Origin of the sequence: Arthrobacter alpinus (assembly GCF_900105965.1) — a bacterium.
Classification (GTDB): Bacteria; Actinomycetota; Actinomycetes; order Actinomycetales; family Micrococcaceae; genus Specibacter; species Specibacter alpinus.
In genome coordinates this window covers 481888-494184 of sequence record NZ_FNTV01000001.1, presented here as the reverse complement: position 1 = coordinate 494184, position 12297 = coordinate 481888, and the positions used below count along the sequence as shown (strand labels likewise).

11 protein-coding genes and 2 tRNA genes are annotated in these 12297 nt (G+C 61.3%); 4 read left to right on the top strand and 9 right to left on the bottom strand.

The window, feature by feature from the left end; genetic code table 11:
• Positions 1 to 56 precede the first annotated feature (56 nt).
• From BLV41_RS02225 to gltX, 4 genes are all read right to left on the bottom strand, one after another.
• Positions 57 to 129 (bottom strand) — tRNA-Glu (locus BLV41_RS02225).
• A 90-nt stretch (positions 130 to 219) separates the two neighbouring features.
• A tRNA-Gln gene (locus BLV41_RS02220) sits at positions 220 to 291 on the bottom strand.
• A gap of 167 nt (positions 292 to 458) precedes the next feature.
• A complete protein-coding gene (locus BLV41_RS02215) occupies positions 459 to 1211 on the bottom strand; it encodes an HAD family hydrolase (RefSeq protein WP_074710182.1) in 753 nt (250 codons plus the stop codon).
• A 5-nt stretch (positions 1212 to 1216) separates the two neighbouring features.
• Positions 1217 to 2716, bottom strand: coding sequence for a glutamate--tRNA ligase (gltX, locus tag BLV41_RS02210; RefSeq protein ID WP_074710179.1), 1500 nt, complete (start codon positions 2714 to 2716; stop codon positions 1217 to 1219).
• Positions 2717 to 2892: 176 nt separating this feature from the next.
• Here gltX and BLV41_RS02205 point away from each other — a divergent pair, with 176 nt between their 5' ends.
• The 3 genes from BLV41_RS02205 (at position 2893) to BLV41_RS02195 (ending at position 6071) form a co-directional block, all read left to right on the top strand.
• Entirely contained in the window at positions 2893 to 3225 is a 333-nt protein-coding gene (locus BLV41_RS02205; RefSeq protein WP_074710176.1) for an ArsR/SmtB family transcription factor, read from the top strand.
• Between the two features lie 14 nt (positions 3226 to 3239).
• A complete protein-coding gene (locus BLV41_RS02200; RefSeq protein ID WP_074710174.1) occupies positions 3240 to 3725 on the top strand; it encodes an SRPBCC family protein in 486 nt (161 codons plus the stop codon).
• A gap of 186 nt (positions 3726 to 3911) precedes the next feature.
• On the top strand, positions 3912 to 6071 hold the full coding sequence (locus BLV41_RS02195; protein ID WP_074710171.1) for a YhgE/Pip domain-containing protein: 2160 nt from the start codon (positions 3912 to 3914) through the stop codon (positions 6069 to 6071).
• Between the two features lie 97 nt (positions 6072 to 6168).
• Here BLV41_RS02195 and BLV41_RS02190 read toward each other — a convergent pair whose 3' ends face one another.
• The 4 genes from BLV41_RS02190 to BLV41_RS02175 form a co-directional block, all read right to left on the bottom strand.
• A complete protein-coding gene (locus BLV41_RS02190; protein WP_074710168.1) occupies positions 6169 to 7614 on the bottom strand; it encodes an amino acid permease in 1446 nt (481 codons plus the stop codon).
• A gap of 283 nt (positions 7615 to 7897) precedes the next feature.
• A complete protein-coding gene (locus BLV41_RS02185) occupies positions 7898 to 8551 on the bottom strand; it encodes a response regulator (protein ID WP_074710165.1) in 654 nt (217 codons plus the stop codon).
• Positions 8551 to 9771: a histidine kinase gene (locus tag BLV41_RS02180; RefSeq protein ID WP_083360555.1), complete on the bottom strand. Its 1221-nt coding sequence runs from the start codon at positions 9769 to 9771 to the stop codon at positions 8551 to 8553. Before BLV41_RS02180 ends, BLV41_RS02185 begins: the two co-directional genes overlap by 1 nt.
• A 158-nt stretch (positions 9772 to 9929) precedes the next feature.
• Positions 9930 to 10706: a fumarylacetoacetate hydrolase family protein gene (locus BLV41_RS02175; protein WP_074710159.1), complete on the bottom strand. Its 777-nt coding sequence runs from the start codon at positions 10704 to 10706 to the stop codon at positions 9930 to 9932.
• Positions 10707 to 10783: 77 nt separating this feature from the next.
• Here BLV41_RS02175 and BLV41_RS02170 point away from each other — a divergent pair, with 77 nt between their 5' ends.
• Complete coding sequence (locus BLV41_RS02170) at positions 10784 to 11851, top strand: mechanosensitive ion channel family protein (protein WP_074710156.1); 1068 nt, start codon at positions 10784 to 10786, stop codon at positions 11849 to 11851.
• Here the strand turns inward: BLV41_RS02170 and BLV41_RS02165 are convergent.
• Positions 11824 to 12060, bottom strand: coding sequence for a hypothetical protein (locus BLV41_RS02165; protein WP_074710153.1), 237 nt, complete (start codon positions 12058 to 12060; stop codon positions 11824 to 11826). The two genes, BLV41_RS02170 and BLV41_RS02165, sit on opposite strands and share 28 nt — an antisense overlap.
• Positions 12061 to 12297: the final 237 nt, after the last annotated feature.

Here is a 12297-nt window from a genome sequence, read left to right as displayed (position 1 = left end):
GTTGGAGGGGAAAACAAAAGGTCGGGAAGCTTTTCAGCTTCCCGACCTTCATTTTGTGACCCCAGCGGGATTCGAACCCGCGTTACCGCCGTGAGAGGGCAGCGTACTAGGCCGCTATACGATGGGGCCCTAGTTACATTCATTTATTGCTCAACGAACATCAAGAATAGTACTTGATGTTTGCTTCACACGCCAAATGAAAGGCGGCTTTTGCAAGCGCTGGGATACCAGGACTCGAACCTAGAATGTCGGTACCAGAAACCGATGTGTTGCCAATTACACCATATCCCAATGGCTGCGCTTTTTAGCTTGAAATCCGCGGGTTTCCCCGGTCTTTCAGCGGCTCTCGCGCCGGGATAAAACTATACCCGAGAGTTTGCAGAACACCAAAACGAGAATGCCCTTTTTGACTGCGTCGTGCGTCACACCCGGCTTTCAGGGCCGGCTAACCCTTCAAGCTACAACCCCAGCAACGCGGCAAGGCCCGCCAGGGTGGCAACGGCGGGCACACCTTCAACGTCCGACGCCGGGACGTCGCCTACCCTGTTCAACCAGACACCCTGCAGCCCCGCCGCAACGGAACCCACCCCGTCAACCAGGTAGTTGTCCCCCACGTACACGGTCTCGGCCGGCACCGTCCCCAGCTGGCGGCAGCCTTCATGAAAGATCGCCGGATCGGGTTTGGCCACACCAACAGTGTCAATGCCCACGAGGACGCCGATGCGGGAAAGCCCGGCAGTATCCAGCTTGGCTCGCTGGTAGTCGTGGACGTTGTTGCTCACGGCACCGTAGGGGATGCCAGCGGCGTCGAGCACGTCCAGGAGTGGCGCGGCGTCCGCAAAAGCTCGGATGGACTTGGGCTGTGCCAGCTCAAAGTCGCTGATCCATCGCTCCTCTGCCGTGGCGTCAAAGGCCACATCCAGCCGTTCAAAGACCAGGCGGGCCCGCAGGCCGCGCTGCTGGGCAAAGGTAAACTCGCCGGCTACGTAACGGTCGTAATAGTTGTGCGGATCCGCCATGTAGAGCGCCGAGAAATCCTCCCACTGCGCAGCTGTAAAGTCCGGCAACAGGCTGGCCGAAGCAAACACCATGGCATCCTTCATGGCCGCTACGAGATCCACGAGGGTTTCATCGATATCAAACAAAACACCGCTGATCTGCCCCTCAAAAGGGGCAGACTCAGCGGTGTTGTGTGAAGTGCTCAGCGTCAAGGTGCTTAACCCTTGAACGCGCGCAGGCGGGTGAGCGAGGACTCCTTGCCCAGAATCACCATGGATTCAAAGAGCGGCGGAGAGACCTTGCGGCCGGATACTGCAGTACGCACCGGGCCGAAGGCGAAGCGCGGCTTGATGCCCAGCCCCTCCACCAGGGCGCTCTTCAGCGCCACCTGGATGGACTCGGCATCCCAAGCCTGCAGTGATTCCAGAGCCGCCAGGGCGGCTTCCAGGACCTCACTCAGGTTCTCGGGCATGCCCTTGAGCGCATCCTCGGCGACGTCAACGGCGTCGTCGGCCTTGAACAGGAAGGCAATCATCTCCGGCGCCTCACCCAGCAGGGTGATGCGTTCCTGGACTAGTGGCGCAGCCTCGGTGAGGATCTCGCTCTCACGATCACTCAGGGTCTCCCCCACCAGCCCGGCAGCCTGCAGGTACGGGACCAGACGGTTGCGGAAATCGGTGGCCTCAAGCATGCGCACGTGAGTGCCGTTGATGGCCTCGGCCTTCTTGATGTCGAAGCGAGCCGGGTTTCCCAAGACGTCGTGAACGTCAAAGTTCTCCACGAGCTGGTCAACGGTGAAGATGTCCTCGTCGGCGGAGAGCGACCAGCCCAGCAGGGACAGGTAGTTCAACAGTCCCTCGGGGATGAAGCCGCGGTCACGGTGGAGGAACAGGCTGGACTCCGGATCACGCTTGGAGAGCTTCTTGTTTCCGGCACCCATGACATAGGGCAGGTGACCAAACAGCGGCATGTACTCGGCAACGCCGACGGCGTACAGCGCGTTGTACAGGGCAACCTGGCGCGGGGTGGATGACAGCAGGTCCTCGCCGCGCAGCACGTGGGTGACGCCCATGAGGGCATCGTCGACGGGGTTTACCAGCGTGTACAACGGAGCGCCGTTGGGACGGACAATTGCGTAGTCCGGGACTGATCCTGCCTTAAAGGTGATCTCGCCCCGGACCAAGTCGTTGAACGTGATGTCATCATCGGGCATGCGCAAGCGCAAAGCAGGCGAACGACCCTCGGCCTTGAAAGCAGCAATCTGCTCGGGGGTGAGGTCACGATCAAAGTTGTCGTATCCAAGCTTAACGTCACGGCCGGCCGCCTTGTGACGATCCTCCACCTCTTCGGGTGTGGAATAGGACTCATAGGCATGTCCGCCGGCAACCAGCTTGGCAATGACGTCCTTGTAGATCTCGCCTCGCTGCGACTGACGGTACGGCTCATGCGGGCCACCCGCCTCAACACCCTCATCCCAGGTGATGCCGAGCCACTTCAGCGCATCCAGAAGCTGCAGGTAGCTCTCCTCGCTGTCACGCTTGGCATCGGTGTCCTCGATGCGGAAAATCAACTTGCCGCCGGTGTGGCGGGCGTAGGCCCAGTTAAAGAGGGCCGTGCGGATCAGCCCAACGTGGGGCGTTCCGGTGGGCGACGGGCAAAAACGCACCCGGACAGGGGTTTCAGCGGTGACAGTGGGGATTTGGGCTGCAGTAGTCATGATGATTCCAGTTTAGCCGCCCCGCGGATTCCTTGTTGTGCAGCGGCGTTGTGCAGTGGCATTGTGCAGCGGCATCTCTCCCGCAGTCGACGCCGGATCGGCCCGCCGCGGGGTCCGTGAGCAATCTTCACGAACCCCTTGACAGCACATTTTGGCCGGGCGTATTCTACAACCAAATGGTTGTAGATCAGCTCAGCGAAGAAACCGTCGACCGCCTGTTCCAGGCGCTCTCGGATGCAACCCGGCGGGACATAGTCCGCCGGGTGAGTTCCGAACCGTTCTCGGTGTCGGGTCTCGCCACCCTCTACGCCATGAGTTTCGCGGCGGTCCAGAAGCATGTGGCCGTGCTGGAACGCGCCTCCCTCGTCACCAAGGAAAAGCGCGGAAGGGAGCAGATGGTGAATGCCAATCACGACGGACTGCAGAGGGCCCGCCAACTGCTCGACGAATATGAGGCGCTCTGGCGGCAACGCGCCGTGCGGATCGCCGACATCCTGGCAGAAGGATAACGAAAGGCATCGCCATGACTGTTGTTAATTCCACCAAGAATCCCGAAGAGCTGAGCCTCACTATCGAGGCCAAGTTCGACGCCCACGTCGAACGGGTCTGGCAGATCTGGGAGGATCCGCGCCAGCTGGAGCGCTGGTGGGGCCCGCCCACCTGGCCGGCCACCTTTGAACATTTCGACTTCAAGCGGGGCGGGAAGGTTTCCTACTTCATGACCGGCCCCGACGGCGAAAAGCCCCGCGGCTGGTGGCACTTCACCTCCGTCGCCGGGCCCCACCTGCTGGAGTTCGACGACGGTTTTGCCGATGAAAACGGGCGCCCCATGACCGAGATGGGTGCGGCCCGCGTAACTGTCACACTGGAGGACTTTGGCATCACCACGCGCATGACCGTGTCGACCGTCTTTGAAAGTGAAGAGCAGATGGGCAAGATGCTGGAGATGGGCATGGAAGAGGGAATGCGCGAGGCCATGGGACAGATCGACGCGATCCTGGCCGAATAACGCCCCTTCATTGGCGCCCGGCCGGGACGCTCACAAACCGACGCTCGCCACAATCATTTTCACCCGCACTTGAGGTCACGTTTATATAACGGTTGACTTAAGCGCCACCCCCTCCTGTATGTTACTCGGCAGTAGCTTAAGTTGTTAGCTACATCACATTCTTCCAACTTTCGTGAGGAACTGCCCATGACCCGCAGCACCACAGGCGCGCCGTTGCACAGGACCGTCAGAAACCACTACATTGCCCATGTTGTTCTTGGACTGCTGGTCTTGGGACTGATTGTGTTCTTCGCCTTGACCACAACAAAGATTGCCACGGGCGCCTCACAACTCAGCGATGGCTCAAAGCTCACCTCTGCTGGAGCGAACAAGCTCCAACAGGGAGCCACCGATCTGGACCAGGGCGCGGCCGCGTTGTCCAAGGGCGCGGCCACAGCGGCGGAAGGCGCCGCCGATGCCAGCGTTGGTGCCGGAAAACTCTCCAGCGGAGCAATGGCGCTCAGCGAGGGTGTTGAAGAAAAGCTTTTGCCGGGACTGGCTGGGGCCAATGAGGGCGCGCAGGCATTGTCCGCCGGAGCAGCCAAAACCGCGGCCGACGTTCGCAACAAGCTCGCTCCCGGTGTCTATTCGGTTGACGACGGCGCCAACCAACTGGCAACGGGCGGCTCGGATCTGTTTACCGGAGCCTGGACCATCGCGGACGGCGTCAAAAATCAACTCGCCCCGGGCGTGTTTGCGGCCAACACCGGCGCCCAGGAATTGTTCGCAGGATCCAAGGCACTTTCCTCCGGCGCTGCATCCGTGGCCGACGGTGTGACAACAAAGCTGGCACCTGGCATCGGGGCAGTGGACAAGGGTGTCGGCGCTGCAGTGGTGGGCGCCGCCAAACTTAACTCCGGTGCGCAACAGTTGAGTGCCGGGGCAGCCGTTGCCTCAGCCGGCGCGGCAGCCCTCGGCGCCGGGGCTACACAGGCAAACACCGGAGCCCAGCAGGTGAGCACGGGCGCCAAGGGATTGGCCGCCGGTGTCTCACAGCTCTCCGCCGGCCTCACGGCCTCCTCCACCGGTGCAGACCCTCAAAATCTGGCGGATGGCGTGAACCAATTATCCGCAGGTGCAACGCAATTGGCCGGTCACGGTTCCGCCGCAGGAGCTCCGGCCGAGGGCATCGCCGCCCTCAGCGAGGGAATGTCACAGCTGCTGGCCTTCTCCAAGGCCAACCCGTTGACGCCTGTCGGCGCGATGCTGGACAAGCTGGCGGCCTTGGACGCGGGCGCCCAGCAGGCTGCCGCGGGAAGCTCCGATCTAGCTGCCGGAGGCCAGCAACTCAAGGCCGGCTTTGGCGTGTTGGGCCAAAAACTCAACAGCACCGATCCCGGCAATCCGGGTCTTGTGTCAGGTGCCCAGCAACTATCGGCCGGAGCCCAACAGCTTGCCGCTGGAACAACCCAACTCTCTGCAGGGCTCAACGGTGTGCCCAACGATGCCACCCATCCCGGGCTTGTTGCCGGCACCCAAAAGCTTGCGGCAGGCGCCGTCGAACTTTCCAACGGAACCCAGCAACTCTCCGAAGGTGCCACGGCACTGCATGCGGGGACCCAGCAACTGATGGTGGGCATTCATGGGGTGCCCAGTGATTCATCTCAGCCTGGTCTGCTCAAGGCCGTGCAGTCTCTGGCAGCCGGATCAAGCGCTCTTTCCGCTGGCACCGGCAAGCTCTCCACCGGAACCGGTCAAATCGCAGCCGGCCTGAGCGGATCCGCTGGCAAGAAGGGGCTAATCGACGGTACTGCCGAACTGGCCGATGGCAGCTCAAAGCTCTCGGCCGGCACCGAAAAGCTCACCGCCGGGACCCAACTGCTGGTCTACGGCATGGACGGCACGCCCGGCGATCCCGAACGTCCCGGCCTGCTGTATGCAACCAGGAACTTGGAGACAGGCACGGAAAAGTTGGCCGTCGGCACGCAGGCTCTCACTGAGGGCGTCGCGGGGACCCCGGACCAGGCCGGCTCCGGATTGCTGGCTGGCAGCAAGGCACTGGCCGACGGAGCCCAAAAACTTGCTTCCGGCAACACGGCACTTGCAGACGGAAACTCGAAGATTGCCGACGGTTCCTCGGCTTTGGCAACGGGGGCCAGCCTCATGGCTGACGGGGCAGACGCGCTGGCCGCAGGCAACAGCCAAGTTGCAGATGGCTCTCAAGACCTGTATTCCGGTGTTTCGGCAGTAACGCCCGCGGGGGCCGTCTCATCGCCAGCACCCATCCTGGCCATCATCGGCGCCCTTTTGGTGGCCATCGCCCTGACGGTCATGATCCGCCGTCGAACGTCAGCGCGGCGGGACTAGCTCTCAACATCCAGGCATGAAAAGGGACGGCGTTCGCGCTTTCGGCCAGAGGCAGCCCTGTGGCCGAAAGCGCGAACGCCGTCCGTTTTCAGTGGTGTCAGCTGAAGAGCTCGCTCTTGGGTTCGTTGTTCTTCACGAACTGCCATCCGAGCCACAGGACCACGGCAAAGAACGGGATGGTGCACAGTGTCCACAGACCCAGCAGGAAGACGCTGCCATCAGGAGCGGTCATGGTGTCAAAGCCGATCAGCACCGTGATGATGAGCAGGGCAATCAAGCCAACCCAGCTGGTCCAGGGCGATCCGGGCATGGGCAGGGAGGAAACATTTCCCTTCCTCTTGCGCAGCATGATCTGGCTGGCAAAGATGGATCCCCAGGTGAAGATCACGCCGATGGAGGCTGTGTTCAACGCCAAGTCGAATGCGTGCGAGCCGCCCAGCCAAATGTTGGCCAACACTCCCACCACGTAAACGCCGGCGATGCTCAAGATGGCCGCGTACGGCACGTGGCGTGAGGACATCTTTGTCAGCCAACCCGGCGCATGACCGTTGTTGGCCATGGTGCGGAAGATCCGGCCGATCGAGTACAGCCCCGAGTTGCACGAGGAAAGTGCCGCGGTGATGACCACAAAGTTCATGACCGATCCCACCCAGTCCAGCCCCATGGCGGAGAAAACCGTCACGAAGGGGCTTTCGCCGGATTTGTACTGATCGGAGGGCATAATCATGGCCAGCAGAGTCACCGATCCAACGTAGAAGACCACGATGCGAAGTACCACGGCGCGAATCGCCTTGGGCACCTCGCGGGCGGGATTCTTCATCTCGCCAGCTGTAATGCCTACGAGTTCGATGGCGTTGTAGGCAAAGATCACGGCGTTGAGCACCAAGATCATGACCATTCCACCCTTGGGGAACATGCCTCCTTGTTCGTGGAACAAGTTGCCAACACTGGCATGACCGCCACCAACGGAGGCGTTGGTGATGACCATGTAGGCACCCACTGCCAGGAAGATCAAGATGGCGCCGACCTTCAGGCAGGAGGCCCAGAACTCAAACTCACCGAAAGCCTTTACGCTGAGCAGGTTCACCGCCACCAGCAGGATCAAGGCACAGAAGGCGCTCACTTCAACGGGAACGCCCGGGAAGAAGTACTGGAAGTAGAGGCCGATGGCGATGAGCTCAGCCACGCCTGTCATGGCCCAGTTGATGAAGTACATCCAGCCGGAAAGGAACGCGCCCTTCTTGCCGAACAGTTCACCGGCATAGGAAACAAAGGATCCCGAGGTCTGGCGGTACATGATGAGTTCGCCCAGGGCCCGCATCAGCAGGTAGGCGATGACGCCGGCAATGGCGTAGGAGAAGATCAGGGCCGGGCCGGTGGATGCGAGTCGTCCGCCTGCCCCCATAAACAGGCCAACACCAATGGCGCCACCCATCGCGATCATGGTGACCTGGCGACGATTGAGCGTCTTTTGATATCCCTCGGCAGTGAGGGTGTCTGAGCCGGCAAGCGGTGTTGCAGCGTCAGTTGCTTCAGTTGTCACGCAAAATCCTTTAGTCGGGGGTTGCCCCACTGACAAATGTCTAAAATTCGCACTTTTGCCACAAATGCAGTCTCAAAGGGCTAACCAAGCGTACTACGACGAAATAAGTGCGTGATGCCAATCACAGCTTTAAGGTGCCGCGGATTGTCTGGGATTTCAGAAAATGCGCGGAGACACCCGCATTCTTCCGCATGTTTCCGGGCCGGGCGGAGAAATCATAAATTCGGTGAAAAACATTGCCGAAACCGAAGGTACCGGGCACATAGGTCCATCATCACGCGGTTCAGTGATGGGCGTCGCGAAAAAGCAGCGCGGCCTGGACCCTGTTGTCCAGCTCCAGCTTGGAGAGGATTTTCGAGACATGCGTCTTGACGGTGGCCTCGCTGAGGAACAGCAATTGCGCGACGCCATCGTTGCTCATCCCCCGCGCCACAGCATCCAGCACCTCTGCCTCGCGCGCCGTCAACAACTCCAACCTGGCCACCGCCACCTTCGATTTAGAGGCGGCGGCCCGCTCGCGCGTCCTCTCGATCAATCGCCGGGTCACGGTCGGCGCCAACATGCCCTCCCCCGCAGCCACAGCCCGGACGGCATGGAACAAGCGATCCGGATCCGTGTCCTTGAGCAGGAATCCGGCAGCCCCGGCTTCCAAGGCCGCAAAAACATAATCGTCCGCATCAAATGTTGTCAGCACCAGTACCTGCGGCGGATCGGGCAGTGCCCGAAGCTGGCCCGTGGCCGTAATCCCGTCGCCGCCGGGCATCCGCACGTCCATCAGTACAACGTCGGAGCGTTGCGTTTGCGCGCACCTCACCGCCTGCGGACCGTTGGCGGCCTCGCCCACCACCGACATGTCTGTCCGGGAGTTGACCATCTTCACCAGCGCCGCACGGACCAGCTGCTCATCGTCGACGACGATGACCCGGATCTTCTCCATCAACTGGTTGCCTCGATGTTTTGTTGGTCTGCTTGCGGAGTGAACGGGATACGCGCCTTAAGTTCAAACCCTGACGTTGTTGGACCATGCTCCAGGCTTCCGGCGAGGAGACGAATGCGTTCGGCCAGCCCAATGAGACCACGCCCAGCTCCCGGCGCAGCGTCACCGGAAACACTTGGCCCGTTCACGACGGTGATGCGGAGTTCGGATTCGGGACCATTGGATTCGGAACTATAGCGTTCCAGCGTCACGGTGGCCCTTGCCTCGGGAGCGTGGCGGGCAACATTCGTGATCCCTTCCTGAGCCACACGGAACGCCGCCCTGCCCACCGCATCCGGGATGCCGTCAGTCGTCAGCCCTGGCTGTGGCACGTACTCCACAGCCACTCCAGCCTGCCGCCACTGATCCGCCAAGGCGGGGATATCCGCAATGCCGGACGGCGCCGTCGGTGCTTGTGCCGTTTCCTTCTCGCGAAGAACTCCAAGCACCTCACGCAATTCACCCAGTGCGGCATGCGCGGTTTCCCGGATCACCCTGGCAGCATGGGCGGTGTCAGCATCTGGAGCATCAACCTGCAGCGCAGCAGCCTGAACCGCTACGAGCGACATTCGATGGGCCAGCGTGTCGTGCATCTCGCGCGCAATCCTGTGCCGCTCAGCCAATCTGCTGCGCTCTGTTTCAGCTGCTCGTTCCACCTCGGCCAGCTCTGCCCGCTCCCGAAGTGAGAGCATGCGCGAGTCAAGGGTCCTGCCTTTCTGCCCCCGGTACGCGCCCCAAGCGGAAATGGCTGCAAGCCCTACAACGCCAACCAGCGCTACATCCCAGGTCAAAGGCTCGATCCCCACGAGCGTTTCGACACCGAGACTAAGGGCAATCACTGCTGCGACCCACCAGTCCAACCGGCGCTTGGCCAGCAGGAAGAGCGCCACAAAGAACCCTGTGAAGCTAAAGGACAACGCACCAAGGACGGCCGTTGTTGCAGCCACTGTTTTGGGGAACCTGTGCCTCCAGATGAGGGCTACCGCACCCAACGGGGCCAGAATGGGGGCGATTGCAAACCTGATCCATTCAATGCCGGAATGCTCCGGGTCAGGAACAGATCCACTGTCCATGCCCAATCCGATCGAGATGGCCGAGAGCAGCACATCGGCCACAGCCACCACAATGACCAGCAACACGGTTCGCCAGGGACTGCCGATCGGCAAAGTTTTTATGTTCATGTATCGAGTTTAAAAGTCAGTCCTGTGTCGGCACATCCAACTAAAGTAGTCACTTCCGCACAACCCTCCCCCAGCCCAACTCCCATTAAACGCAAAACTACTGTGCCGCCGTCGTATATTCACGACGGCGGCACACGAGTGACTCTTGGATACAGCCGTCAGCGGCGGACCACCGGGTTGGAGAGACGGCCGATGCCCTCGATTTCGACGTCGTAGCGGTCGCCTTCGGTGAGCAGGTCCACTCCGGCCGGGGTGCCTGTCATGATGACATCGCCCGGCAGAAGGGTGAAGGCATGCGAGACGAGAGAGACGAGTTCGCGGACGCTGCGGACCATCTGGTTGGTGCTGCCGTCCTGGCGGAGTTCGCCGTTGAGCCAGCCCTTGATGTTGAGGTCGTCGGGGTCCAGATCGGTTTCGATCCACGGCCCGAGGGGCGCTGAGGTGTCGAAGCCCTTGGCGCGGGCCCACTGGCCGTCGCCGGCCTGGACGTCGCGTGCCGTGAGATCGTTGCCGCAGGTGTAGCCGAAGATGACCTCGTCAACGCGTTCTTCCGGGACGTCCTTGCAGATGCGGCCAATGACGACACACAGCTCTGCTTCGTAGGAGATTTCCTCGGAGAATTCCGGCAAGATGATGGGCTCGTTGGGGCCAATGACGCTGGTGTTGGGCTTGAGGAACAGCAGCGGGCTTTCGGGAACCTCGTTGCCCAATTCGCGGGCGTGATCGGCGAAGTTGCGGCCCACGCCTACCACTTTGCTGCGCGGGATGATCGGCGCCACGAGGCGCACGTCCACGAGGGCGTGCTTGATGGTGGTTCGTTCCACTCCGTTGAAGAAGGGGTCGCCCTTGATGACGTTGACGAATTCGCTGCCGGGCTCCCCTTCCACAATGCCGTACATGGGGTCATTATCTACAACAAATCGGGCTATACGCATGTGTTCGAGTCTAGCGGGAAAGTCGGGCACGGCGGCCAATTGGACAAACCCCCAGGCTCCCCTGTCACGATGGATGGATGGAAGAACTCGAGCTGGCGATTAAACCCATTCTGGCGATTCTCGCCGCGGTCGCCGCGGCGCTGCTGGTCACATTCCTCCTGCGGTTGGCCACGAACCACGCCTTCCGCAAGATACCGGATTTCAAACAACGCTCCGCACCGGCCAAGGCACCGGTGTTCCTTGTCCTGTTGTGTGTGGGCCTGCGCATCGCACTAGCCTCCACCATGAACGAACAACCGTGGTCTGCCCCTGTTGATTTTGTTCTGGTGGCAGGCTTCATTGCGGCCTTGTGCTGGTTACTGCTGGCCGCCCTGGTGGTGGCCGAACGCATGGTCCTGCGACAATTCAACGGACGCGTCACCGACAACCGACGCCGACGCAGGCTCACGACGCAGGTGACCTTGGGGCGCCGGATCATCAGCGCCCTGGTCATCACGCTGGCCGTGGCCGGGCTGCTGCTGACAATTCCTGAAGTCAGGGCGCTGGGGACGGGGATCCTGGCCTCCGCCGGACTCATCTCCATAGTCGCCGGCCTGGCCGTCCAAAGCTCGTTGGCAAATGTCTTCGCCGGCGTCCAGCTGGCCTTCACCGACGCCCTCAGGAATGATGACGTGGTGGTCGTGGAAGGCCTGTGGGGACGGGTCCAGGAGATCACCCTGACCTATGTTGTGGTGCAGGTGTGGGACGAACGGATGCTGATCCTTCCTTCCACCTACTTCACCACCACCCCTTTTGAGAACTGGACCCGCAATAGCCCCAAAATCTCGGGCAGCGTGAACCTTGACCTGGACTGGGATGTTTCGGTGTCCGCATTGCGGGCCCATCTGGCCGTCCTGCTGAAATCCACCGAACTCTGGGATGGCCGCACCGGCAACCTGGATGTGACCGACGCCGTGGGCAGCATGGTCCGGATCAGGATTGTGGTCAGCGCCGCGGACAGCGGGGACCTCTGGGACCTGCGCTGTCTGGTCAGGGAGTCGATGCTCGAATACATCCAGCAGAACCAGGCGTCCTCGCTGCCGCGCCAGCGCCTGGAAATGATTCCTAACGCCGAGAGTCAGGCACAGCGGCGGCCCGGCGAGTAAACCAGCTGTGCCAAACCCTGGACCTCGTTGTACACGGCGTTGCGCATGTCCCATGACTTCACCACATATGCGCCGATGTTGCAGCCGGTCTCGGTGGGGTCGGTGCCTTCGAGTGGATGGTGGGCCGGGGCAGCCTGCGCGCCTGCGGGCAGCCCCAATGCCAGTCCGCCTGTCAAAACAAGTGCCGTTACCGCTTTTCGCTTCCACATAATTGATCCTCCTGCTGCTCAGTTTGATAACTTCGCACGGCCAAAAAGCCGCCATAAACAGGTAGTTTCCGGATTGGTGATTTACGTTACATTTCCCGGAAACGAATTTCCATGGGGACGTGGACACGTCAGGTGGGCGTCCCGCCGTCGAACTTAAACAAATCCGCGCCCGTCCCCCATAAATGCGCCCTGTCTACGGGGCGCATTTATGGGGGACGGGCGCGGATCTCGACGAGC